At 70.7% G+C, this 23,957-nt stretch carries 23 protein-coding genes; 11 read left to right on the top strand and 12 right to left on the bottom strand.

Annotation, left to right across the window (positions count from 1 at the left end; genetic code table 11):
- Positions 1-141: 141 nt before the first annotated feature.
- The 5 genes from ACFPN1_RS09960 to ACFPN1_RS09940 all read right to left on the bottom strand — a co-directional run bounded on the left by ACFPN1_RS09960 (position 142) and on the right by ACFPN1_RS09940 (position 4,777).
- Positions 142-1,161: a sulfate ABC transporter substrate-binding protein gene (locus tag ACFPN1_RS09960; protein ID WP_386754752.1), complete on the bottom strand. Its 1,020-nt coding sequence runs from the start codon at positions 1,159-1,161 to the stop codon at positions 142-144.
- Between the two features lie 12 nt (positions 1,162-1,173).
- Positions 1,174-2,613, bottom strand: coding sequence for an OprO/OprP family phosphate-selective porin (locus ACFPN1_RS09955; protein WP_386754751.1), 1,440 nt, complete (start codon positions 2,611-2,613; stop codon positions 1,174-1,176).
- A 463-nt stretch (positions 2,614-3,076) separates the two neighbouring features.
- The gene (locus ACFPN1_RS09950) at positions 3,077-3,325 is read right to left on the bottom strand and encodes a hypothetical protein (RefSeq protein ID WP_386754750.1); all 249 of its coding nucleotides are present in this window, start codon (positions 3,323-3,325) and stop codon (positions 3,077-3,079) included.
- A 100-nt stretch (positions 3,326-3,425) separates the two neighbouring features.
- Positions 3,426-4,418, bottom strand: a complete 993-nt coding sequence (locus tag ACFPN1_RS09945) for a chorismate transformation FkbO/Hyg5 family protein (protein ID WP_386754748.1) — start codon at positions 4,416-4,418, stop codon at positions 3,426-3,428.
- Positions 4,415-4,777, bottom strand: coding sequence for a hypothetical protein (locus tag ACFPN1_RS09940; protein WP_386754746.1), 363 nt, complete (start codon positions 4,775-4,777; stop codon positions 4,415-4,417). The genes ACFPN1_RS09945 and ACFPN1_RS09940 overlap by 4 nt, the downstream gene beginning before the upstream one ends.
- A gap of 238 nt (positions 4,778-5,015) precedes the next feature.
- On the opposite strand from ACFPN1_RS09940, the gene ACFPN1_RS09935 reads away from it, so the two are divergent.
- The 10 genes from ACFPN1_RS09935 to ACFPN1_RS09890 all read left to right on the top strand — a co-directional run bounded on the left by ACFPN1_RS09935 (position 5,016) and on the right by ACFPN1_RS09890 (position 12,826).
- Positions 5,016-5,300, top strand: a complete 285-nt coding sequence (locus ACFPN1_RS09935) for a phosphopantetheine-binding protein (protein ID WP_386754745.1) — start codon at positions 5,016-5,018, stop codon at positions 5,298-5,300.
- A gap of 56 nt (positions 5,301-5,356) precedes the next feature.
- Positions 5,357-6,049, top strand: coding sequence for a ketosynthase (locus ACFPN1_RS09930; protein WP_386754743.1), 693 nt, complete (start codon positions 5,357-5,359; stop codon positions 6,047-6,049).
- A gap of 47 nt (positions 6,050-6,096) precedes the next feature.
- A complete protein-coding gene (locus tag ACFPN1_RS09925) occupies positions 6,097-6,378 on the top strand; it encodes an ApeI family dehydratase (RefSeq protein WP_386754742.1) in 282 nt (93 codons plus the stop codon).
- On the top strand, positions 6,375-7,382 hold the full coding sequence (locus tag ACFPN1_RS09920) for an LpxL/LpxP family acyltransferase (RefSeq protein WP_386754741.1): 1,008 nt from the start codon (positions 6,375-6,377) through the stop codon (positions 7,380-7,382). The genes ACFPN1_RS09925 and ACFPN1_RS09920 overlap by 4 nt, the downstream gene beginning before the upstream one ends.
- Entirely contained in the window at positions 7,291-7,965 is a 675-nt protein-coding gene (locus ACFPN1_RS09915; RefSeq protein ID WP_386754739.1) for a LolA-related protein, read from the top strand. Before ACFPN1_RS09920 ends, ACFPN1_RS09915 begins: the two co-directional genes overlap by 92 nt.
- Before the next feature lie 88 nt (positions 7,966-8,053).
- Positions 8,054-10,444, top strand: a complete 2,391-nt coding sequence (locus ACFPN1_RS09910) for an MMPL family transporter (protein ID WP_386754866.1) — start codon at positions 8,054-8,056, stop codon at positions 10,442-10,444.
- A gap of 19 nt (positions 10,445-10,463) precedes the next feature.
- On the top strand, positions 10,464-10,901 hold the full coding sequence (locus tag ACFPN1_RS09905) for a hotdog family protein (RefSeq protein WP_386754738.1): 438 nt from the start codon (positions 10,464-10,466) through the stop codon (positions 10,899-10,901).
- Positions 10,898-11,665 (top strand): 3-oxoacyl-ACP reductase FabG, encoded by a 768-nt coding sequence (gene fabG / locus ACFPN1_RS09900; RefSeq protein WP_386754737.1) that lies wholly within the window; start codon positions 10,898-10,900, stop codon positions 11,663-11,665. Before ACFPN1_RS09905 ends, fabG begins: the two co-directional genes overlap by 4 nt.
- 106 nt (positions 11,666-11,771) lie before the next feature.
- Positions 11,772-12,329, top strand: a complete 558-nt coding sequence (locus ACFPN1_RS09895) for a hypothetical protein (protein ID WP_386754736.1) — start codon at positions 11,772-11,774, stop codon at positions 12,327-12,329.
- 92 nt (positions 12,330-12,421) lie between these two features.
- Positions 12,422-12,826: a hypothetical protein gene (locus tag ACFPN1_RS09890; protein WP_386754735.1), complete on the top strand. Its 405-nt coding sequence runs from the start codon at positions 12,422-12,424 to the stop codon at positions 12,824-12,826.
- Positions 12,827-12,847: 21 nt separating this feature from the next.
- Here the strand turns inward: ACFPN1_RS09890 and ACFPN1_RS09885 are convergent, their stop codons facing one another.
- Genes ACFPN1_RS09885 through ACFPN1_RS09875 form a run of 3 tightly spaced genes read right to left on the bottom strand, consistent with a single transcriptional unit; the run spans position 12,848 to position 15,644 of the window.
- Positions 12,848-13,663, bottom strand: coding sequence for a glycosyltransferase family 2 protein (locus ACFPN1_RS09885; protein WP_386754865.1), 816 nt, complete (start codon positions 13,661-13,663; stop codon positions 12,848-12,850).
- Entirely contained in the window at positions 13,657-14,457 is an 801-nt protein-coding gene (locus ACFPN1_RS09880; protein WP_386754734.1) for a beta-ketoacyl synthase chain length factor, read from the bottom strand. Before ACFPN1_RS09880 ends, ACFPN1_RS09885 begins: the two co-directional genes overlap by 7 nt.
- Positions 14,454-15,644 carry a beta-ketoacyl-[acyl-carrier-protein] synthase family protein gene (locus tag ACFPN1_RS09875; RefSeq protein WP_386754864.1) on the bottom strand — a complete coding sequence of 397 codons (1,191 nt, stop codon included), beginning with the start codon at positions 15,642-15,644 and terminating at the stop codon, positions 14,454-14,456. Before ACFPN1_RS09875 ends, ACFPN1_RS09880 begins: the two co-directional genes overlap by 4 nt.
- Positions 15,645-15,734: 90 nt before the next feature.
- Between ACFPN1_RS09875 and ACFPN1_RS09870 the strand changes: the two genes are divergently transcribed.
- Complete coding sequence (locus ACFPN1_RS09870; protein WP_386754733.1) at positions 15,735-16,460, top strand: YdcF family protein; 726 nt, start codon at positions 15,735-15,737, stop codon at positions 16,458-16,460.
- 264 nt (positions 16,461-16,724) lie between these two features.
- On the opposite strand, the gene ACFPN1_RS09865 is transcribed toward ACFPN1_RS09870, so the two are convergent.
- From ACFPN1_RS09865 to ACFPN1_RS09850, 4 genes are all read right to left on the bottom strand, one after another.
- A complete protein-coding gene (locus ACFPN1_RS09865; protein WP_386754732.1) occupies positions 16,725-18,527 on the bottom strand; it encodes a DUF885 domain-containing protein in 1,803 nt (600 codons plus the stop codon).
- Positions 18,528-18,613: 86 nt separating this feature from the next.
- Entirely contained in the window at positions 18,614-21,214 is a 2,601-nt protein-coding gene (locus ACFPN1_RS09860) for an EAL domain-containing protein (RefSeq protein ID WP_386754731.1), read from the bottom strand.
- The gene (locus ACFPN1_RS09855) at positions 21,211-21,657 is read right to left on the bottom strand and encodes a response regulator (RefSeq protein ID WP_386754729.1); all 447 of its coding nucleotides are present in this window, start codon (positions 21,655-21,657) and stop codon (positions 21,211-21,213) included. The genes ACFPN1_RS09860 and ACFPN1_RS09855 overlap by 4 nt, the downstream gene beginning before the upstream one ends.
- A complete protein-coding gene (locus tag ACFPN1_RS09850; RefSeq protein WP_386754728.1) occupies positions 21,654-23,885 on the bottom strand; it encodes a PAS domain S-box protein in 2,232 nt (743 codons plus the stop codon). The genes ACFPN1_RS09855 and ACFPN1_RS09850 overlap by 4 nt, the downstream gene beginning before the upstream one ends.
- Positions 23,886-23,957: the final 72 nt, after the last annotated feature.

Raw genomic sequence — 23,957 nt, 5'->3', positions numbered from 1 at the left:
CGCGAAAGTCACGGGATGATCGGACGTTCGCCCGCTGAAAGCCCCGCTTCCCCGGGAATGACGCCTGACGCATCGCCGCCGCCTCGACGGAACTACTCCGGAAACATCACGCAGACCACTCAGGGAACCACGACGGCGCCCTCACCGCGGCCGATAAATCCGATCAAAAAATCCTCCATCGGCAAAATGCGCCGCCTGCGCCCGCTTCCACCCGCCGAACGCGTCGTCGATCGTCACCTGCGTCACCTTCGCGAACTTCGCCAGCTCCGCCGCCGGCACCTTGTCCGGCTCCGCGGGGCGATAGAAATGCTTCGCGGCCAGGCGCTGGCCCTCGGGCGAATACAGGAAGCGCAGATACGCCTCGGCCTGCCGGCGCGTGCCGTGGCGCTCGACGTTGCGGTCCACCCACGCCACCGGCGGTTCGGCGCGGATGCTCAGCGACGGCACCACGAGCTCGAACCTGCCGCGCGTATCGCGCTGCTCCAGCGTCAGCAGCGCCTCGTTCTCCCACGCGATCAGCACGTCGCCGATGCCGCGTTCGACGAAGGTGGTGGTCGCGCCGCGCGCGCCGGTGTCGAGCACCGGCACGTTCCGGAACAGCCGAGTGAGGTAGTCGATGACCTTGCCGCCGTCGCGGTACTCCTTCGACGCCCACGCCCACGCGGCCAGGTAGTTCCAGCGCGCGCCACCGGAGGTCTTCGGATTGGGCGTGATCACGGCCACGCCGGGCTTCACCAGATCGCTCCAGTCGCGGATGCCCTTCGGGTTGCCCTTGCGCACCAGGAACACGATGGTCGAGGTGTACGGCGCGCTGTTGTGCGGCAGGCGCGATTGCCAGTCGGCCGGCAGCAGCCTGCCCTTCTCCGCGATCGCGTCGATGTCGGCGGCGAGCGCGAGCGTGACCACGTCCGCTTCCAGTCCGTCGATCACCGCGCGCGCCTGCTTGCCGGAGCCGCCGTGCGACGCGCGCATGCGCACCGTTTCCCCCGTCTGCCGCTGCCACTGCGCGGCGAAGGCGCGATCCACTTCCGAGTAGAACTCGCGCGTCGGGTCGTAGGACACGTTGAGCAGTTCCGCATCCTTCGCCGAAGCACTGCCGCAGAGCAGGGCCAGCCCGAGCAGCGAGGTACGCAGGAAGCGACGAAGGGGTGCTGCGGTCATGGAATCATCCGGTCAGAAGGAAAGCTGGGCGCGGGTGAACACGGTCTTTTCGTCCTCGCGATCGCCACCGGCAGCGCCGCCGTCGAACGCGGCCTGCGTGTAGTTGGCGACCAGCTTCAGGTTCCGGGTGAGGTACCAGTTGAGGCCGACGCTCCACGCGGAAATGCGGCTCGCCGCGGTCGCCGGATCGGCGAACAAGGGGAAGGCGTCGTCGTCGATGTCCAGTTCGCCATAGCGCGCCACCAGTTCGAAGGCACCCCAGCCTGGGGCAGCCGGCGTAAAGGGATGTGTAGGCCGCGCGACGCCGCGATACGAGGCGGCCTCGCCGGTCAGCACCCAGCTGCCGGTGAGTTGCCAGGCAGTGTTTTCCAGGTGGGCGACGCGGCCGGCATCGTTGCCGCCGGCGAGCCGCAGTTCCTGTTCGGACGCGACGTATTCGCCGAGCAGGCCGAACGGTCCACGGTAGTAGTACGCCTGCGGCGACCAGCGGCGATGCAGGCCGTCGGCCGCGGCTCCGTTGCGGTAGGCGAAGAACGTCGCCTGGCCCGGCGTGCGATAGCGCGGCAGGAAATTGCTGCCGGCGCCGAAGGCATCGCCGACGCTGGCGGCGAGCCCGACGCCCAGGCCCGACCACGCGCTGGTGCCGTGCTTGAACGGCTCCCAGAACACGCGCGCGGCGGCTTCGAATTCGTCGTCGGGATTGGACGCCGCGCTGTCGCGACCATCGACCGTGCCGTTGAACACGCCGACGGCGTAGTTCAGCGTGTCCTGCGCCAGTGCGCCGTGCAGCTGCACGCCGTAGTCGCGTGCGGGCGTGAGTTCGGTCGGCAGGCCGCGTTCGATCGCAGGCAGGCCGCTGCTGGACTGCAGCTGTTCCAGGCCGAAGGGCTGCTTGAACTTGCCCAGGCGCAGCGTCGCGCGCGGATCGAATTTCAGGTCGAGGTAGGCATCGTTGAGCGATGCGTTGTCGCCCGCCAGCTGCGCCTGCACGCGGAAGCCGACCAGCGCGCCCCAGCTGCCTTCGAGCGTGGGCTCGACGCGACGCATCAGGAAGGTGTCGTGCTGCGACTGCGCCGCACCGTCGAGGAAGAAGCGGCCGTCGCCCTGCACCAGTGCATGGAACTTCACCTCGATGTCGTCGCTGGCCGGCGATTTGATCGACAGGCCCTTGGGGCCGAGGGCGACCACGGGCTGCCTGGCGGCTTTCGCCGCCGCTTCGTCGGCCTGCAGCGCCAGTCGGCGTTCGAGCACGCGCAGGCGCTGGTCGAGATCGGCCAGGGCAACGCCGTCGGCACCGGTTTCGGGGGCGACGCCCAGGCGCTGCTCGAGCGCCTGCAGGCGCCGGGCGAGGTCTTCGACCGTCACCTCGTCCGCATGGGCGGGCAGCACGGCGAGCGCGAGCGCCAGGGACAGGGCGGTGCGATGGGGGAAGCGGGCGGGTTGTGCGGACATGGGTCACCGGGGGCGAAGGAAAACAGTGGCGGGGGGCGAGGCGTGACGGAAACGGCCGTGCCTTATCTGCATATGCCGGTTGCGCATCTGGCGGATGCAGCGTGCTCCCGCTGCCTGGGGCCGGCCATGATCCGGGTCAATCCGGTCCGGTGTCGTGGCGAAGGCGGTGTCGTTGGTGCTGCGGGTGTGTTGGCGGGCCAGCAAGACAGCCGTTCGCCCTGAGCGTAGCGAAGCGAAGTCGAAGGGCGGCTTTTCGCCACGATGTCGCGTGCACGCACGCCAGGCAGCCCCTGCGTGCAAGCCCGGGTTTCGCGATGCGGAGGGTGGGGTCCTTCGACTCCGGCGCTGGCGCGCCTGCGCTCAGGACGAACGGTGATTGGGTTGAAGGGACAAAGCCCCGTTCGCCCTGAGCGTAGCGAAGCGAAGTCGAAGGGCGCGCCGCGCGAGCGCCGCCGCCGCGACGTCAGATCAACCCGCCGCCCATGCTCAGGCGGATGGCCGCCACCACGATCACGATCCCGTTGAGGATCAGCCCGGCCTTCGCCCGGCCGCGGTGCTCGCGGCGGGTGAAGAGGATGCCGATCGCGGCAATCACCGCGCCCACCGCGGCGAACGGGATCAGCAGCCAGTTGGTGATGCCGATCACCGGCACCAGCGCCAGCACCATCCACAACAGGGCGACGATGCCCCACAGCAGGCTGATCAGTCCCATCGCAGGTTCTCCGCTGGCCGCGGCGCGGCCGATGCGCACACGATGGCGGCGCGCGGCGCCCGCTTCAAGCCGATGATCGGGTGCGCCGCCAACGCCGGCCTCAGCGCGCGCCGTGCACGCCGTCGATTTCCACGTGCAGTTCGCGCCGGCACACCGCTGCGTGCAGGACGGTGAAGCGCACCGCCGGATCCAGCCGTGCGCGCAGGTGCGCGGCGACGGTGTCGAGTTCCTCGCGGTCGCGCACGTACACCTTCAGCCGCGTGGTGGCGTCCATGTGCGCGGGCAGGTCGGGGCGGCGCGCGCGGGCGGCGGCGATCAGGCTGTCGAGGTTGGCCAGCGTTTCCTCCAGCTGCGCGGCGACGTCGCCGGCGTGCCGGGATTCGTGGCCGACGATGGCGGCCGTGCCGGAAATCAGCAGCGGCATCGACTGGCCGGGCGGCAGCATCGCGCGCGCGAAACTCGGCGGCTGCGGGCCGTAGCGGCGTGGATAGCGGTAGGCGCTGACCTGGCGCGGATTCTCCAGCGGCGTGCCGGGAATGCGCGCCGCGAGCCAGTACACCTGCAGGCGGCGCGCGCCGCTGGCGTGCCCGATCGCGGTCGCCGCCGGCAGGGCCTGCGGATCGAACTCGCCCAGCCCGCGCGCGCGACCGACGCAGAACAGGCGGTAGCGCTCGGCGTCGCCGTCGCCGTGGGTGATGCCGTCGAGGTAGTTCCACATGCGCAGCAGGTGCGGATAGCCGCGCGCACGGATGAAGGCGCCGAGCCGGGCGTAGGCGCGCGTGGCCACCGCTTCGATGCCGGCTTCGTCCTCGTCGAGCTCCAGCGCGCCGAACTGCAGCGCCCCGTCCTCGCTCCAGGCGATGCCGTCCTCGCGCCCGCGCGTCACCGGCGCGCTCGCGCGCCAGCGTTCGAAGACCGGCACGCCGTGCGGTTGCAGCGCGATGCGCAGGTAACGCGGATCGTCGAGCGCCGGTGCGGCGCTGCCGAAGCCGAACACGGCCAGCGTGTCGTCCGCGGCGAGCAGCGCTTCGGCCGACGCGTCGCTGTAATCGATGTGCAGCGTGGGGAACGCCAGCGATTCCACTGCACTCATGGATTGCCCTGCTGCAGGGTGTCGCCGTTGAATGTCTCGCGTGCGGCGCGGCGGCGACGCAGCCAGCCGCGCAGCGCGGCCGGTGCCAGTTGCAGCGCGGTCAGCGCGTAGATCACGCGGAACAGGCGCAGGCGCCACAGCACCCGAGGGTTGTCGAAAACGTCGCCGGCCAACATCGAAATCACGGCCTGTTCCACCTGCCAGTTGTTACGGGGATTGTCGAACGGATGCTTCATCACGGGCGTGTTGAAGCGGTAGATGAACCGCCGGAACCGGCGCAGCCCGCGATCCCGGTGCCGCGCCATCGCCGCCTGCAGCGCGGCCTCGCGCGGCGGTCCGTGCAGCGCGTCGTCGACCACCGGGCGCGGAACCGGTCGGCCGTGGTGCGTGCCGGGCCGCCGCCGATGACGTCCACCGCGAGGGTGGGGTCCGGGGTGGCGGGAGCGGGCGAAGGCGAGGCCGCGGCCTGCAGGCCGGGCGGGTGCGGTTCGGTCATCGCCCCATGATAGTCGCTGGCCGATCGCCGGATGCTTGCACGGGGCCGCGCGATGCAGGATCGTTGCGCCCCCAGCCGTCCGTATTGCCCGGAAATTCCCGATGTCCGAAACGCATGTCGCCGCCCAGACCGCCGCCGAAGCCGAACTGGCCCAATTGCTGGTGGACAGCCTGAACCTCGACGGCGTCGACCCGGCCGGCATCGATCCGGAGGCGCGCCTGTTCGGCGAAGGCCTGGGCCTGGACTCGATCGACGCCCTCGAACTGGCCCTGGCGGTGTCGAAGAAGTACGGCTTCCAGCTGCGTTCGGACAGCGACGAGAACCGCCGCATCTTCGCTTCGCTGCGCGCGCTGTCGGCGCATATCGAGCAGCACCGCGTCGCCTGAGCGCCTGAAGGCTTCAGGCTTCGCCGCATGATCGTCGCCCGCACGCGGCCGGCCGCATGAAGCGCGCGGTCGTTTCGCGCCTGCTGTTCGCGCTCGCGTATCCGCCGCTGGCCTACTGGGCCACGCGTGTCGAAACCGGCACCGCCGCGGCAATTGCCCTGGGCGACCTTGCGCTGGTCTTCCTCGCCGGGCCGATGCTGTACGGACGGGCGTGGGCCTGGGCGCTGGCGCTCGCGCTCGCCGCCGGCCTGTCCGCGCTGGCCGGTGCCGAGCTTCCGCAGATGCTGCTGCTCGCGCCACCGGTGCTGTTCCTGGCGCTGTTGTCCTGGCTGTTCGGGCGCAGCCTGCGCGTGCCGCGCGAGGCGCTGATCACCCGCATCGTCTCGGCGCTGCACGACCAGCCCGCCACGCTGCTGCCGGCCGACCTGTTCCGCTACACCCGCCGGCTCACCGCGGCGTGGGCGCTGCTGCTGGCGATGCTGGCGCTGGTCAACGGCGTGCTCGCCTTCAGCGAGGTGCCCGGCGGCGTGCTGGCGCGGCTGGGTCATCCGCCGGCGTGGGGCATCGCGCGCGCGCAGGGGTCGCTGATCGCCAACCTGGTGAACTACGGCGTGGTCGGCGGCTTCTTCGTCGGCGAATACATCCTGCGCGAACGCTGGTTCAAGGACCGGCCGTACCGGCACTTCTTCGATTTCCTCTACCGCATGGGGAAACTCGGGCCGGACTTCTGGAAGGGATTGTTCCGATGACCGCGGCGATGCCGCGGACCGGCGATGGCGCACCGCATAATCCGTGCATGGAATTCACGATCGCGCCCGACCATCCGTGCCTGCCCGGCCACTTCCCCGGTCGCCCGCTGGTGCCCGGCGTGGTGCTGCTGGACCGCGTGCTGGCGGCGATCGAGGCCGCGCACGGCCCGCTCGGGCCGCTGCGGCTGCCGCAGGTGAAGTTCCTGCAGCCGCTGCTGCCGGGCGAATCCGCGCGCATCGAGCTGGAAGGCGCGCCGCCGCGCTGGCGGTTCCGCGTCCTGCGCGGCGACACCGTGCTCGCCAGCGGCGACGCGGCCGCCGGCGCATGAACGTCGCGCAGCGCAATGCGGCGGCGTGGAAGCGCCGTCCGGAAGGCGGCGGTTTTTTCGCCATCTGGCTGATCCGCGCCATCGCCCGGTACGGCGGGCGCGCGGTCGCGCGCAGCCTGCTGTGGCCGATCACCTGCTACTTCCTGCTGATGCGCGGCCCCGAGCGGCGCGCCTCGCGCGCCTACCTGCGGCGCGTGCTGCCGGTGCGACCGACGCTGTGGCACGTCGCGCGCCACATCCACACGTTCGCTTCGACCATCCTCGATCGCGTGTTCCTGCTCAGCGGCCAGCTCGAGCGTTTCGATTTCGACGTGCAGGGATTGCCGGGGCTCGATGCGCAGCTCGATCGCGGTACCGGTGCCCTCGTGCTCGGTTCGCACCTGGGCAGCTTCGACGCGCTGCGCGCGCTCGCCGCGCGCCGCCCGCAACTGCGCGTGCGCGTGCTGCTGGACAAGGCACACAACCCGGCGATGCAGCAGTTGCTCGATGCGCTCAACCCGCGGCTCGCCGCCGACATCATCGACGCCGGCCAGCCCGGCACGGCCATCGTGCTGGCGATCCGCGAGGCGCTGGCCGAAGGCGCGCTGGTGGCGATGCTCGCCGACCGCGTGCTGCCCGGCGACACCGCGGAACCGGCGCCGTTCCTCGGCGACACCGCGCGCTTTCCGCTCGCGCCCTGGCAGATCGCCGGCGTGCTGCAGGTGCCGGTGACCCTCGCCTTCGGCCTGTACCGCGGCGGCAACCGCTACGAACTGGTGTTCGAGGCGCTCAGCGACGGGATATCCCTGCCCCGGCATGAACGCCGGCAGGTGCTGGCCGGCCTCGTGCAGACTTATGCGGCGCGCCTGCAGCATCATGCGCGGCGCGCGCCGTACAACTGGTTCAACTTCTTCGATTTCTGGCAACCCGATGATGCGACTGCCGTCCGCGACGAAAGCCCTCAGCCTGGCCCTGGCGATCTTCGCGCTCGCCGCCGGCACGACGCTGCGCGCGGCCACGGCTGAGCCCGCGCGCGCCGACAGCGACTGGATCCTCGCGCGCCTGGCGCAGCCGGTGCCGGCGCGCACTTCGTTCGTCGAACTGCGCGGCTCGCGCCTGTTGAAGAAGCCGTTGCGCCTGCAGGGCGAGTACCGCCGTCCCGATCGCGACACGCTGGTGCGCGAGGTCACCGCGCCGTACGCCGAAACCACCACCATCCGCGCCGGCGAAGTGGTGATCGCGCGCGCCGGCCGCACGCCGCGGCGTTTCTCGCTGGCACGCGTGCCGGAACTGGCGGGCCTGCAGACCAGCTTCGGCGCGCTGCTCGGCGGCGACCGCGAGCAACTCGAGCAGCACTACCGGATCGACACGCAGGGCACCCGCCAGCGCTGGACGATGACCCTCACGCCGAAGGATCCGGCGATGCAGGAGAAGCTGGAAACGATCACGCTGTATGGCCGCGGCGCCGAGCTGCGCTGCATCGAGACGCAGCCCGTGCAGGGCGACGCGCAGCGCACGCTGCTGGCGGGCGCCGCGCGCGCGGCCACCGGCGTTACCGGCGCCGGCGCGCTCGCCGCGCTGTGCTATGGCGGCGCGAAGTCGCAATGAGCGAGGTCCGGCGGACAACGGGACAGCAAGCCGCGTCCGCGGCGGTTCGCGACACAGGGGAATGGCCGTGCTCTGGGAAGTAGCGCCGATGCGCGCCAGCCGACGCATCGCCCTGGCCCTGCTGTGGCTGGGCGTGCTCGCGCTCGCCGGCTGGCTGGTCGGCAGCCGGCTGGAGCTGTCGGGCGACCTGCGCAAGTTCATGCCGGCGGCGAAAACGCCCGCGCAGAAGCTGCTCATCGACGAGCTCGGCGAAGGCCCCGGTTCGCGCCTGCTGCTGGTCGCGCTGTCGCACGGCGACGCGCCCACGCTCGCCACGCAATCCATTGCCCTGCGCGAGGCGCTGGCCGCGCAGCCGATCTTCAAGCTGGTCGCCAACGGCGGCGAAACCGGCCTCGAGGCGATCCCCGAACGCCTGCGCCCGTACCGCTACCTGCTCTCGGACACGCTGGACACGCAGGCCTTCGACCGCGCGTACTTCGCCGCCGAACTCGAGCAGCGCGTCGCCGACCTCGGCTCGCCCGCGGCGGCGCTGATCGAACCGCTGCTGCCGCGCGATCCCACGCTGGAAACCCTCAAGCTCGCCGAAGCCTGGCAACCGGCCAACGCACCGCGACGCCTGCACGGCGTCTGGTTCGATCGCGCCGGCCGCGAAGCCTTGCTCGCGGTCGAGACGCAGGCGGCGGGTTTCGATCCGAAGGGCCAGCAGGCCGCGGTCGAGGCGATCCGTGCCGCGTTCGCGCAGATCGGCGGCGCCAGCGGTACGCAGTTGACGGTCAGCGGACCGGGCGCGTTCTCGGTGGAGATCGGCGGCCGCACCGCGCGCGAGGCCGGGTGGATCGGCAGCGTGGATACGGTGATCTTCATCTTCCTGCTGTGGCTCGCGTATCGCAGCTGGAAGGCGCCGTTGCTGGGCGGCCTGCCGCTGGCGAGCGGCGGCCTGGCCGGGCTCGCGGCGGTGACGCTGCTGTTCGACGGCGTGCACGGCATCACCGTCGCGTTCGGCTTCACCCTGATCGGCGTGGCGCAGGACTATCCGATCCACCTGTTCTCGCACCAGCGCGCCGGCCTGTCGCCGTGGGTCAGCGCGCGCGCGCTGTGGCCGACGCTGGGCACCGGCGTCGCGTCGACGTGCATAGCCTATTTCACCTTCCTCGTGTCGGGCGTGGACGGGCTCGAGCAGCTGGCGGTGTTCACCATCGCCGGCCTCGGCGTCGCGGCGCTGAGCACGCGCTTCCTGCTGCCCGGCCTGCTCGATCCGGAGCCGCGCGATCCCGCCGACTCCCCCCGCCTGGCCCGGCTGTGGTCGCGGCAGGCGCGCTGGCCGCGCCTGCACGTCGCGGCCTGCGTGGGCCTGGGCATCGTCGCGCTCGCGATCGCGTGGGGCGCGCCCGGCCCGTTCTGGCAGAACGACCTGTCGCGGCTCACGCCGGTGCCCGCGCCGCTGCTGGCGCGCGACGCGCAGCTGCGCGGTGAACTCGGCGCGCCCGACGTGCGTTACGTGATCGCGCTGGAAGCACCCGACGCCGAAGCCGCGCTGCAAGCGCTGGAGAAGCTGCAGCCCGCGCTGGCAACGCTGCGCGCGCAGCACGCCATCGCGGCCTTCGATTCCGCCGCGCGTTACCTGCCCAGCCGCGCCCGGCAGCGCGCGCGGCAGGCGCACCTGCCCGAACGCAAGGAACTGCAGCGCGCATTCCGGGGTGCGGTCGCGGCCAGCGCCTTCGACGCGGACGCCTTCGATGGTTTCGTCGACGACGTCGAAGCCGCCCGCATCGCGCGACCGCTGACGCCGCGTGACCTGGAGGGCACGCCGCTGGCCGCCACCGTCGGCGGCCTGCTGCTGGAACGCGACGACCACGCCACCGCGCTGGTCTCGCTCAGCGGCCTGCGCGATCCCGCGGCCGTCGCGCGCGTCGCGCGCGCGCATGGCGCGCAGCTGCTCGATCTCAAGCAGGCGTCCGAATCGCTGGTCGCCGCGTACCGCCAGCGGGTGCTGTGGGCGCTGGCCCTGGCGGGCGTGCTGCTGGTGTTCACCGTGTGGGTGGTGCTGCGCCGCCCGCGCCGCGTGCTGCGCGTGCTCGCGCCGATGGCGCTGACCACGCTGGTGATCCTGGCCGTGCTGCGCGGCTGCGGCGTCGAACTCAACCTGTTCCACCTGGTCGCGCTGATCCTTGCCGCCGGCCTCGGCCTCGACTACGCGCTGTTCTTCGACCACGCCGGCGACGACCGCGGCGAACAGCTGCGCACCCTGCACGCGATCATCGTCTGCAGCCTGACCACGCTGCTGGTGTTCTCGCTGCTGGCGTTGTCGTCGATCCCGGTGCTGCGCGCGATCGGCTCCACCGTGGCGCTGGGTGTGTTCTGCAACTTCGTCCTCGCCCTGCTGGTGACGCGGCATCCCATCCGCAGCGAACCGGCGGATCGCGACACGCACGAGGCCACACGCACGGGCATGGACAATGCAACGGCGTTGAGTTCCTGATCTCACTGACGATCCACGCATGATTCTGCGCGATGAAATCCAGGCCCTGATTCCCCACCAGGGCGCGATGTGCCTGTGGGACGAAGTGCTGGACTGGGACGAAGCGACCATCCGCCTGCGCGCGCGCAACCACCGCGACCCGGCGCATCCGTTGCGCAGCGACGGACGTCTGCGCGCCGTGCACCTGTGCGAATACGGCGCCCAGGCGATGGCGGTGCATGGCGGCCTGCGCGCGGCCGGCACCGGCGCGCGCGCGCGACCGGGCGTGCTGGTCGCGCTGCGCGGCGTGACGCTGCAGGTCGAGCGTATCGATGATCTGGCCGGCGACCTCGAATGCGAGGCGCAGGCGCTCGCCGAATCCGCCGACAGCCAGCAGTACGCATTCCGCATCACCCACGCCGGCACGCTGCTCGCCGAAGGCCGTGCGGCGGTGATGCTGCAGGGAGCTTCCGCATGAGCGAGATACCGACGAAAGACCCCGGCACCGGCACGCACGGAACGCGTCGGCGCGCGCTGGTCACCGGCGGCAGCGGCGACCTGGGTTCCGCCATCTGCACGCAGCTGGCGGCCGCGGGCCTGCACGTGATCGTGCACGCCAACAGCAACGTGGCGCGCGCCGATGCGGTGGTCGCGTCAATCCGCGGGGCGGGCGGTTCCGCCGAAGCGGTCGCCTTCGACGTCGCCGATGCCGATGCCAGCGCGGGCGCCGTCGCCGCGTTGCTGGAATCGGGTCCGATCCAGGTCGTCGTCAACAACGCCGGCATCCACGACGATGCGCCGCTGGCCGGCATGAGCGAGGCGCAATGGAAGCGCGTCATCGACGTGTCGCTGCACGGCTTCTTCCATGTCACCCAGCCGCTGCTGCTGCCGATGGCGCGCACGCGCTGGGGCCGCATCGTCAGCGTGTCCAGCGTCGCCGCGGTGCTCGGCAATCGCGGCCAGGCCAACTATGCCGCGGCGAAGGCGGCACTGCACGGCGCGACCAAATCGCTGGCGCGCGAGATGGCGTCGCGCGGCATCACCGCCAATGTCGTCGCGCCGGGCGTGATCGCCGGGCGCATGACCGAGGGCACCTTCTCCACGGAAGCGATCCGGCAGATGGTTCCCGCGGCGCGCGCCGGCACCCCGGAGGAAGTGGCGGCGCTGGTCGCGTTCCTGTGCTCGGATGCGGCGGGGTACATCAACGGGCAGGTGATCGGCATCAACGGGGGAATGGGGTAGGCCTGGCCGGTTCGCACTACAACAATCGCAGTACCAACAAGGGGAAGTTATGCGCAACATGTTTTTCAACCGGATCGTGCTGGCTGCGGTCCTGGTGGCTGCCTCGGTGCCGGCATTCGCCGACGGCGAGGTCGTCAGTTACATCGAGCCAAAGAACGCGACCAATCCGGCGCCGACCATGCGACTGGACAGCTTCCAGCGTTTCGAGGCCGCGCCTATCGCGATGGATCCTCCGTATGCCGGGCAAAAACCCAACGAGATCGCGAAGGAGAGCATCCAGGCGAACCTGGACCTGCGCCTGCAGCCGGTATTGGCCGATTGGAACGCAAAACCGGTGGAAGGCGAGGCTCGTGCATTGAAGATCGAGCCCACCATCCGTCACGTCCGCTTCATTACCGGCGGCAAGCGCTTCTTTGCCGGCGGTCTTGCCGGCGGATCGGCCGTGTTGATGACGGTCAAGCTGAGCGATGCCAGCACGGGCGAAGTCATCGCCGAGCCGGAGTTCTATCAGCACGCGAACAAAATGGGCGCGGCATGGTCGTTCGGGGCCACCGACAAGGCCATGCTGATCCGCGTGGCGGCGATGGTGGTCAATTACCTGAAGGCGAACTACAGCGCCAGCGTCGGCGGTTCCACCACCGATGCGGGCGAAGTGGAGTTCTGAGATTCCTGTGGGCGGGGCGCTGAACAGGCGCCCCGCTTGACGTCGCGTTCAGTGGACGAAGCGGAACATCGGTCCGGCCGGAGGAAAGCCCTATGCGCACACTGATAGCGGTACTCATGCTGACCCTCGCGGCCTGCGCCAGCACCCACCACGTGATGCTCGGCCAGGCGCGCCCGGCCATCGACCCGGCCCAGGTCAAGGTTTACCAGGTGCCGCCGAAGCACTACGAGGAAATTGCGCGCCTCGATGCGAAGAGCGGCGTCGGCTTCGGCACGCAGGGCCAGATCAACTCTGCCATCGACCGCCTCGCGCGCGAAGCGGCCAAGCTCGGCGCCAACGGCGTGATCCTGCTGGGCGTCGACCAGACCGGTTCGCCGGTGAGCCTCGGCGTCGGCGGTGGCAGCTTCGGCCGCCACGGCGGCGCCTCGGTCGGCATGGGCATTCCCACCGCGCAGCAACGCGCGGAGGGCATCGCGATCTACGTCACCGAGGAATAACGCTTCGACTCCGCGTCGCGCTCAGGCGCCGCGCGGCGCGCGCTGCAGCGGCACGCGGGCGAATTCGCCGCTCGGATCGTGGACCAGCGGCGGGTGCGCGCGGGTGGTGCGGTATTCGCGCACGACGTTGCCGTAGTTCCACACCTGCTTCACCACGTGCGAGGTGATGCGGTACAGGTCGCGCAACGGGCGGAAGTGGCTCTTGCGGAACTGTGGGCCCGCCGGTTCGGCGCCCTGGTAGCGCGATTCGATCGGCACCGACACGCAGCGCACGCCGAGCCGGCGCGATGCGGTGATGAGGATCTGCGCCTCGAACACGAAGTCCTCGCCGGGCACGTCGCGCAACGCGGCGACGCTGGCGGGATAGAAGCGCTGGCCGCTCTGGGTGTCGGCGACGAGGAAGCCGCAGCCCCAGGAGATGCCCCAGTCGCCGAACTCGTTGGCCAGGCGCCGGTAGCCCGGCTGTGATGCGCGCTTGCGCAGGCGCGCGCCGATCACGATGTGGTTGGGATAGGCATTCGCCGCATCGAGCAGGCGCGGAATATCGGCGGCGTCGTGCTGGCCGTCGCCGTCCATGGTGATCACGCCGCGCGCGCCGCGGCGCAGCGCTTCGGCGAAACCATCGCGCAGCGCGGCGCCCTTGCCCATGCGTTGCGCGTGGCGCAGCACCACCACCGGCAGGTCGGCGATGCGCTCGCCGGTGCCGTCATCGGAGCCGTCGTCGACCACGATGACGTTCGGGCATTCGCGCAGCGCGCCCTCGACCACGCCGCGGATGCGCAGCGCTTCGTTGAGGGCGGGAATCACGATGTGGACGTCGTTCCTGTCGATCACCAGCGGATCCTGACGGTGAGAGCGCGGCCGGGGCCGGCGGGGAGAGTGGCGGCATCGTGGATACCACGCCCGCCGTTGCGGGCGAGTGCATCGAACAGCGGCAGCATCGGTGCCATCGCATTGCCGGCGGCATGGCGGGCGAGCGGACCGGCCGCTTCCGCAGCGGTTTCGTGGTCGTGCAATGCGGCTTCCAGCACCGGCGCACCCGCGCACTCGTGGCGCGACAGCACCAGCGCGCCACCGAGCAGGCCGCGGCTGGGCGAAACGCCGGCGACGGGACCGGTCGCCTGGCTGTCGTAGGCCACCAGCAGCACCGCCTCGGCGCCGGCGACGAGTTGCGCGAGGGCTTCGATCAGGCCCTGGGCGAAGCTCGCGTCGTAGGCGCTGATCGCGGTGGCCGGCTGCATCGCGCCGGTACCGATCGTCCAGTAGCCGGCGGCGGCGTTGTGCACCGAGTTGTGGAAGCGGGTGGGCGAGATGCTGCGCGGATCGCTGGCGAGCGTCGCGCACATGTAGTCGGTGATGGCCAGGTCGCCGTGGGTGGAGGCGAACACCGACGGCAGTGCGACCGGTTCGCGTCCCGCCGCGGCGCAGGCGGCGAGGGCGACCTCGAGCGCAACGGCGACGGTTTCCGGCGCGCGGCGGCGTTCATTGGGCGCGAGCAGCTGCGGCGACGGCCGCGCGGGTGCGTCGGCGACCAGCGCGCCCTCGCGGACGAACGCGACGGCCGCTTCCCACGACGGCAAACCGGGGGCCCAGAAGCCGATCCCTTCGACGGTGGCGTGCAGCGGCTTCATGCGCGACCGAACACGAGCGAGCAGTTGTTGCCACCGAAGCCGAAGGAATTGTTCATCGCGTTGCCGATCGTGCGTTGCGCGGCCTCGAAACGGATCTGCGGGCCGCAGGCCGGATCGGGCGTGGTGCTGTTGAGGATGCCGGGCAGTTCGCCGTGTTCGAGCGCGAGCAGCGCGAACACCGACTCGACGATGCCCGCGGCGCCGAGGGTGTGCCCGGTCCAGCCCTTGGTGGAACTGGCGTGCAGCGAATCGGGGAACAGCGCCGCCACCGCGAGCGCTTCGACCGAATCGTTGGCTGGCGTCGCGGTGCCGTGCAGGTTGAGGTAGTCGACCTGTTCCGGTGGCAGGCCCGCGCGGGCGAGCGCGTCGCGCATCGCCAGTTGCGCGCCCAGGCCCTGCGGGTGCGGCGTGGACATGTGGTGGGCGTCGCTGGATTCGCCGTAGCCGCGCAGCAGCAGCGCATCGTCCGCGGTGGCGCGTTCCAGCAGCGCGTAACCGCCGGCTTCGCCCAGCGACAGGCCGGTGCGCGCCGCGTCGAACGGCCGGCACGGCTCGGGCGAGACCAGCTGCAGCGAATTGAAACCGAACAGAACGCTGCCGCACAGCGTGTCGATGCCGCCGACCAGCGCGGCATCGCACAGGTCCGCCTCGATCAGGCGCGCGGCCTGCGCGAACACCTTCGCGCTCGACGAGCAGGCGGTGGCGATGGTGACGCAGGGGCCGCGCAAGCCGGTCGCGGCCTGCACGAAGACGCCCGGCGAATGCGGGGTGTGGATCAGCGGCCGGCGCAGGTCCGCCGGCATCGCGCCGTCCTCGAGCCGGGCATAGCCTTCCTCGGTGGCGGCGATGCTGGCGGTGGACGTGCCGATCACCACGGCGACGCGCGCGGCGCCGTGGCGGGCGACGGCGGCGTCGATCGCCGCGCGCAGGCCGTCCTGCTGCAGGGCGAGCCAGGCCAGGCGGTTGTTGCGGCATTCCCACCGCGCCAGCTCCGCCGGCAGCGCCAGTTCCTCGAGGCCCGCGACGCGGCCGATCCAGCAGTCCAGCGGCGCCTGGTCCGGCGCCAGCACCGGCAGGTCGTTGCGGCGCAGGCCGCCGCGGCGCTCGCGCAGCGCCCGGCGCTGCGCCTCGCGGCCGCGGCCCAGTGCCGTGGTGGCGGTGTACGCGCGGATCGCCAGCGGCGCCATCGGCGACGGACGGACATGCGACGACATCGGCGACACGCGGGACTCCTCGGGGGCAGGCGCGGGAGTATAGCCAGCGCGCCGATTCCTCCTGTGCCGCTTATCCTGTGCCGCTCGCCCGACACCCCGCCGGACATGACCAGCCGCATCGCCCACCGCCTGTCGCTCGCGATCGATCGCGACGTGCTGCATGCCGGTGTGGTCGCGCTGGCCGCCTGCGTGCTGAGCGCGGGCCTGGTGTACCTGGGCTACCTCGTCCACGTCTGGCGCGTGGCGCGCCGCGCGCCGTGCGAGCCGGAACAGGGCGAGTGCGTGCTGCTGTTCGGCAAGAACGCGCCGCGCGGCCGCATCGACCGCGACTTCGCCGCCCGCCTGGACCGCACCGTGTGGCTGTGGCAGCGGGCGCCTCGGCGCAGCCTGGTCCTGCTCGGCGGTGGCGCCCGCGGCGAGCGCAGCGAGGCGGAAATCGCGCGCGACGCGCTGTACGAACGCGGCCTCGCCCGCCACGTGCCGCTGCGGCTGGAATCGCAATCGCGCGACACCCTGCAGAACCTGCGCAACGCTCGCGCGCTGCTCGGCGATGGCGTGCGCACGCGGGTGACCCTGCTCAGCAATCGTTACCACCTGGCGCGCTGCGCGCTGTTCGCGCGACAGCTCGGTTTCGACTGGGAACTGTGCGCGGCGGAAGCGACCCTGCCGCCGGGCCCCGCCACGTGGTGGCGCATTGCGGGCGAAGCGGCGTACGTGTGCTGGATCGACGTCGGCACGCGCTGGGCGCGGTTGCTGCGCCACCAGCGGATGCTCGCGCGGGTTACGTAAGAACAACGCAGGGGCCTTGCGACGCTGGCCCCCCGCTTGAAGGATGACGTAAGAGCCCTGGCCCGCCGTCGATCGCGACTGTCCCGGACAGGCGGGTTGATATTCGTAGGGTGGGCACCGGCCCGCCGTCGTCGATCGCGACGTGTCCCGCGCCGACATGCTCGTGTTCGCAACAACGCCCAAATGCAAAAGGCGGGCCGAAGCCCGCCTTCCGCAGCACGATCACGTCCGGCGCGCCGCTACTACCGACGCGCCGGCGTCCCGTCACTTCGCCTTCTGCTTCTGCGCCGGCACGAACACCTCGCGCACCGCCTTGGCCAGCAGCGCCGGCGGCAGCAGGCCCTGGTCGAGCAGGAAGTCGTTGAACGCCTTGCGGTCGAAGCGGTCGCCGAGCGCGAGCTCGGTCTCCGCGCGCAGCTGCATGATCCGCGAGTAGCCGTAGAAGTAGCTGCCCGCCTGGCCCGGCGAATTCACCGAGTAGCGGTCCACTTCCTGCTTCGCCATCGCCTTCGAGAACCCCGCTTCCTCGGTGAGCACGCGCATCACCGTGTCGCGGTCGGTCAGGCCCAGATTGATCATGGGATCGAGCATCGCGCGCGCTGCGCGCAGCAGGCGGAACTGCAGCGCGATCAGCTGGCCCTCGAGCGGTTCGTACGGAACCATCTCGGCTTCCGCGTACAGCGCCCAGCCTTCGACGTTGACCGAGTTGAACGCATACAGCGTGCGCGCCAGCGACACGCCGCGTTCGACCATCGCGGTGAACTGCAGCTCGTGGCCGGGGCGGCCTTCGTGCGCGGTCAGCGTCCACGCGCCGGCCGGGTAGTTGAAGTCGTCGTAGATGCCGTCGGCGCCGGCGTTCGGGTTGCCCAGCGGGAGCACGAACACGCCCTGCTGGCCCGTGTTGCCCACCAGCGGCGCCGGCAGGAAGTGCGGCGCGGACTGCGCGGCGTTCTCGGCCGGCGTGCCCAGACGCATCTGCATCGGCCGCTGCGGCAGCGCGACCACCTTGTTGGCGGCGATCAGGCGATCGAGTTCGGGCATCACGATGTTGCGGTAATGCGGCTCGACCTCGTCGTCCTTGAACTGCGGGTACTTCAGTTCCCGGATCACGTCGACGTAGTCGGTCGACTTCAGGCCCTTGGCCTTGGCCACCAGCGGCGCGATCTGCTGCATGGCGTTGCGGGTTTCCATGAACTCCAGCTGCGCGCGTTCGATCAGCACGCGCGGGTCGATGTCGATGCCGTAGCCCTTCAGCTGCAGCGCATAGAGTTCGTCGGGCAGCTTGTAGTCGGTGCGCGCGGTCGGCAGCACCGTCGACTTCGCCCACGCGGCGTAATCGGCCAGTTGCCTGTCGAACGCGTCGAGCGCGGCGGCCGCTTCGCCGTCGAGCCTGTACTTGCCGAACAGGTCGCGGATGCCCTTGCGGTAGGTCTCGGTGTTGTCGATGGCCTGCTGCACCTCGATCTGCGTCGGCTGCAGCAGGCCCTTGTCGCTGCGTTCGTCGTAGCGCTGGCGCGCCAGTTCCGCCAGCGCCGTCGAGCCGGGCGCGAGGCCCGCGTAACGCTGCAGGCGCAGCACGGCCTTGGCGCGGCGGTCCTGCGGCGTCTGGTCGGAGAGCAGCGACTGGATGCCGGTGAAGACCGTCTGGCCGACGTCGAGCCACGGCCGCACCAGACGTTCGTTCACTTCGCTCGCCTTGATCTGGTCGTCGGCGGCCTGCAGCAGGATCGAGATGTCCTGCTTCACGTTCGGATCGGTTTCCGTCGCCGACTTCGCGACGAGCTCGGCCTTGGCCTTCGCCGTCGCGTCGCGGAAACGCTTCGCATAGCCGGGACCGAAGTCGAACACCTTGTCGTCGAAGCCGGGCACGCCGAAGAACGAGACCTGCTCCGGCTGGAACGGCGCCTGCGCGAGGATGAGGATCTGCGTGTAGGCGTTGCTCTTGGCGACCCAGGCGGGCGCGGGTTTGGCGACAGGTGCGGCGGTCTTCGTCGCCGGCGCCGCATTCGCCGTGGCGGCAACGGGGGCGAGCAATGCGAGGGATATGGCCAGGGTCAGGGTTTTCATTCGTGCGTGGACTCGGGGGTTGGGGAGGGGCAACGTCGCCCAACGCCGGCAGGCACCGCCAGCGCCAAAGGTCACGCCACCTGATGTCACGTCTCCTGAGCGGTGCCGGCGAGCAGTGCGCTTTCGAACGCCTCCGCCGACATCGGCCGGCCGAGGAGATAGCCCTGCAGCACGTCGCAACGCAGCAGGCGCAACAGCTTGGCCTGCTCGTGTTCTTCGACGCCTTCGGCGACGACCTTGAGCGAGAGAGAGTGCGCCAGGCCGATGATGTTGGTCACCAGTGCCATCGTCTCCGGGCTTTCGGTGATCAGGGCGATGAACGAACGGTCGATCTTGATCTCGTCCGAGGGCAGCCGCGCGAGGTAGTTGAGCGAGGAGTAGCCGGTGCCGAAGTCGTCGATCGACACGCGACAACCGAGATCGCGCAGGGCATCGAGCACGTGCATGCTGTGTTCGATGTCGTCGACCAGCACGCTCTCGGTGATCTCGATGTCGAGCGGCTGGTCGGCGACATGGGGCAACAGTAGACCGCGGCAGCCGTCGAGGAAGCCGCTGTGGTGCAGTTCCTGCGCGGACACGTTGACCGCGATGCGGAAGCCCGGGTGCCACTCGCGCCATTGCAGGGCGGTGTGCAGCGCCTTGCGCATGGCCCAGTGGCCCGCCTGCACGATCAGCGTGCTCTCTTCCAGCACGCTGATGAATTCGCCGGGCGCGAGCAGGCCGCGTTCGGGATGGCGCCAGCGGATCAGCGCTTCGGCGCCGATCAGGTTCTGCGTGGCGGTGTTGAACTTCGGCTGGTAGAACAGCTCGAACTGCTCCTCCTCGATGGCCGCGCGCAACTCATGTTCGAGCTCGAGGCGGCGGCTGGCGCGGCCGCGCAGTTCGTCGCCGAAGGCGTAGGTGCGCAGCTTGCGGCGCTCGCCCTCCAGCAGCGCGGCGGCGGCGTGGTGCTCGAGCGCTTCGGGATCCTCGCCCGCCTGCGTGAGCACGAAGCCCGCGCGCAGCTCGATGCGCACTTCGCGGCCGTCGATGGCGAACGGCTCGTGGTGGATCGCCTGCAGCAGGTCGTCCAGCCGCGCCGCCTCGTCCTCGGTGCCGCCGGCCGGGCTGCAGGCGACCGCAAACGTATCCGCCTCCAGGTGCGCCACCAGCGCCTCCTCGCCCATGCGCTCGCACAGGCGGCGGCCGAGCTCGCGCAGCAGCGCGTCGCCGAAGGCGCGGCCATGCGATTCGTTGATCGCGGCGAAGCGGTCGACGTCGGTCAGGGCCACCATCATCGGCCCCTGCTTCAGCCGTTCGCGCAGGCGTTTCTGGAATGCGGCACGGTTGGGCAGGCCGCTGACGGGATTGTGGTAGGCGAGGTATTCGAGCTGCTCGCTCTTGGAGATGAACTGGACCGCAAAGTCGATTTCGTCCGCGAGGCGCTCGAACAGCGCGATCTCCTCTTCGCCGAAGCGCTGCGCCTCGCCCGCGTACAGGCCGATCGCGGCCCACGGCGGCGCACCCACGGGCAGCACCGCCTGCGCGTGGATGCCGCCGGCCTGCCAGTCTTGGCGCGCCCAGGCGGGAATCCGCGTGTCGGTGGCCAGGTCGGACACGATCGTGGCCGCGCTGAAGTTCAGCGCGCGCAGCGCCGGCGCCCACTGCGCGGCATCCGGCATGGCGCGTGCGCGCCGGCTGACCGCGAGCACCGCGTCGAGCGCGCGGTCGTCGCCGTAGGAGCTGACGATGCTGGCTTCGGCATCGCCCAGCTGGCGGATGCACGCGCCGAGGAATCCGCCCTGTTCCACTGCGACCCGGCACGCCGCGTCGAGCACGCCCTGGCGCGTGCCGGCACGCAGCACCGCATTGCCCAGCGCGCTGAGCACCGCGTGCAGCCGCGCCAGGTGCTGGATGCGGCTCTCCTGCGCGAGGTGCGCGGTGACGTCGTGGTTGAGCCCGCGGAAGCCGATGGTGTGGCCTTCGCCGTCGCGCAGCGGCATGCCGGTGCTTTCCAGCACGCGCACGCTGCCGTCGCGGTGCACGAAGCGCAGGCGCAGGTCCTGCCAGGGCGCGGCGGCGTCGGCCTCGCGCATCAGCGCGTCGGCAAGGCCGCGGTCGTCGGCGTGCAGCAGCGTCGCCCACGGCCGCCCGCCGATGCTCGCCGCGTCGTGGCCGAGGACCCGTTCCACCGCGCCGTTGCTGTAGCTGAGCCGTCCGTCGCGGTCGGTTTCCCAGATCCAGTCCTGGCTGCTCTCGACGATGCTGCGGTAACGCTCCTCGCTTTCGCGCAGGGCGCGTTCCATCCGCTCGCGCTCGTTGCGCTCCTGCGCGGTGCGCAAGGCGCGCTCGACCGCCGGCGGCAACCGGCGCAGGTTGTCCTTGAGCACGTAGTCGGCCGCGCCGCGCTGCAGGGCTTCGATCGCGACGTCCTCGCCGATGGTGTTGGAGACGAACACGAACGGCACTTCGGGAGCGACCTCGCTCACCACTTCCAGCGCGTCGTGCCCGCTGAAACCGGGCATGGTGAAATCGCTGAGGATGACGTGCGGCGCGAACTCCGCGATGGTCGCACGCAGCTTGAAGGCGTTGTCCACCCGGCGGAATTCCACCTCCGTGCCGAGCTTGCGCAGGATGTGCGCGATCAGCTCGGCGTCGGCCGAGGAATCCTCGACGAGCAGGACCTTGAGCGGGCAGGGAATGGTCATGGCGTGCCGGGGGTCTGGTTCGCGATCATCCAGTACATGCCGATCTGGGCGATGCGCTCGGCGAACTCGGCGAAGTCCACCGGCTTGACCACGTAGCTGTTGACGCCCAGTCCGTAGCTGGCCAGCAGGTCGCCCTCCTCGCGCGAGGACGTCATCATCACCACCGGTATCGACCGGGTGAACTCGTCGCCCTTCATCACTTCCAGCAGCTGCAGCCCGTCCATCCGCGGCATCTTCAGGTCCAGCAGGACGAGCTTGGGATGGCCATTGGGCCGATCGGCATAGGCGTTGCGGCAGTGGATCCAGTCCAGCGCCTCGACGCCATCGCGGACCCACTCCACGCTGTTGGCGATGCCGCGGCGCTTGAGCGTGCGCAGGGTCATCTCGGCGTCGGCGGAGGAATCCTCCACCAACAGGATCTCGACCTGCTGATATCCGTTCATGCGCTGGTTTCCTCCGGGGCTGCAGTGGGAAGTTCGAAGACGAATTCGGCGCCGTGGCCCGGCTCGGACCGGGCCCGGACCTGGCCGCGATGACGCGCCACGATCCGCTGCACGATCGCCAGGCCGACGCCGGTGCCTTCGAATTCGTCCTGGGAATGCAGGCGCTGGAACACGCCGAACAGCTTGCCGGCGTAGCGCGGATCGAAGCCGACGCCGTTGTCGCGCACGCGATAGCGGACGACGTCGTCGTCGCACTCGCCTTCGATGCGGACCAGCGCCTGCGCGCCGCGTGGCGCGCTGTACTTGACCGCGTTGGAGAGCAGGTTGCTCCACACCTGGCGCAGCAGCACCGGATCGCCGTGCGCGTGCGGCAGGCTGGAGACGTCGATGCGGACCTGCGGGTTATGCGTCAGGTCGGCGTCGCCGAGCGCGTCGTTGATCACTGCGTTCATGTCGACCCGGATCGGCGTCAGCACCTGACGGCTGAGCCGGGAGAACGCCAGCAGGTCGTCGATCAGCGCGCCCATGCGCCGCGCACTGGCTGAGATCTCGTCGACATAGCGCAGCAGCGAGGCGTCAAGGACATCGCCCGCTTCCTCGCGCAGCATCTGCGCGTACCCGCCCATGTGGCGCAGCGGCGCGCGCAGGTCGTGCGAGACGCTGTAGCTGAAGCTTTCCAGCTCGCGATTGGCGTCGGCGAGCTGGCGCGCCTGCGCGGCGAGTTCGCCGTTGAGCTTGCGGATCGCGTCCTGCGCGGCCTTGCGCTCGGTGATGTCCTGGATGAAGGCGTTGAAGCGGGTACGCGACGCCGATTGCGTCGGCCAGATGGTCAGTTCGATCGGAAACTCGCGGTCGCTGCGGTCGAGCGCGCTGATCTCGATGCGGCGGTTGAGCACCCGGGCCTCGCCGCCGGCGAGGCAGCGCTGCAGGCCGATGAGATGCGCCTCGCGGTAGCGCGGCGGAATCACCAGATCGGACAACTGCTGCCCCAGCGCTTCGGCGCGGGTCCAGCCGAACATGCGCTCGGCCTGCGCGTTCCAGTCCTCGATGCGGCCGTCGCCGTCGATGGCGATGAAGGCGTCGGAGGCGGTTTCGATGATCGTGCGCACGCGCTGCTCGCTGAGCAGCAGGCGTTCGTGCGCCTGTTCGGTGGCGGTGACGTCGTGGGCGAGGCCGACGAAGCCGAGCAGTTCGCCGGCGGGGTCGCGCACCGTCGAGACCGCCAGTTGCACGCGCAGGGTGCTGCCGTCGCGGCGCACGTAGGTCCAGCGGTCGACGTCCGTGGCGCCGCGCCGGGCCCGGGCGACGAAGGCTTCGAAGCCGGGTTGCACCGGCGTACCCAATTCGGCCGACAGCGCCGCGGCGCGCGCCTCGACTTCGGCGGGCCGGTGGAAGATCTCCGGGGAACAACGCCCGACCAGCTCCTCAGGTGCGTACCCGAGCGCGTCCCGCGCCGCATGGTTGAACAGCGTGATCACGCCCTCGGCATCGGTGGCGATCACCATCAGGCCCGCGTTCTCCAGCACGGCGCGCTTGAGCGCGTTGGAGCGTTCGAGCGCCGTGCGCAGCGCGGCGCCGCGCCGGAACTGCTGCCACAGCGCCGCGCAGCTGACGAGGAGGAACGCGACGGCGAGGAACCCGCCCAGCGCCATGACGCCGTTGAAGCGGCGCGCGCTGGTGCCGGCCGCCGCGGTGAAGCGGGCGAGGCGTTGCTGCTCGGTGTCGCGCAGGCCGGCGAGCGTCGCGCGGATGGGCTCGAAACCGCGTTCGGCGTAGGGGTCGAAGATCGCGCGCGCGGCGGCCAGGCCCTGCGTGCGGGCGATGCGGGTGGTGGCCTGCATGCGCGCGTGGCGTCGTGCCAGCGCCGCGCCGGCAGCGTCCACGCGCCGGCGTTGCGCGGGGTCGTGGCGGGCGAGGGTGCGCAGCCGGGCCAGCACCGCCACGGCCTGGGTGTATTCGGCGTCGCGTGCGCGCTCCAGCGCGGGGGCGCCGCTGATCAGCAGGCCACGCTGGTCGGCCTCCATGCGGGCGGCGAGGGTTTCCAGCGCCTGCGCGCCGCTGAGGACCTGGCTGGCGTGTTCGACGACCGCGCGGATGGCATCGGCGCGTTGCGCCATGCGGTAGGCCTGCACGACCAGCAGGGAAACCGCCACCAGCGCCAGGGCGAAACCGGCGCTCCAGACCCCATATCGCCACCTGCCGTGGCCTGTTGTCACCGCTCCCTGCATCGTGCCCCTTCCTGGGTTACACGGCGTTGGTACGGAACTGCGGACACCGCAGACTAAGCCCGTACCACGCCG

This window comes from Lysobacter yangpyeongensis (assembly GCF_042655745.1).
Classification (GTDB): Bacteria; Pseudomonadota; Gammaproteobacteria; order Xanthomonadales; family Xanthomonadaceae; genus Agrilutibacter; species Agrilutibacter yangpyeongensis.
This window is presented reverse-complemented; position numbering and strand designations above follow the sequence as displayed.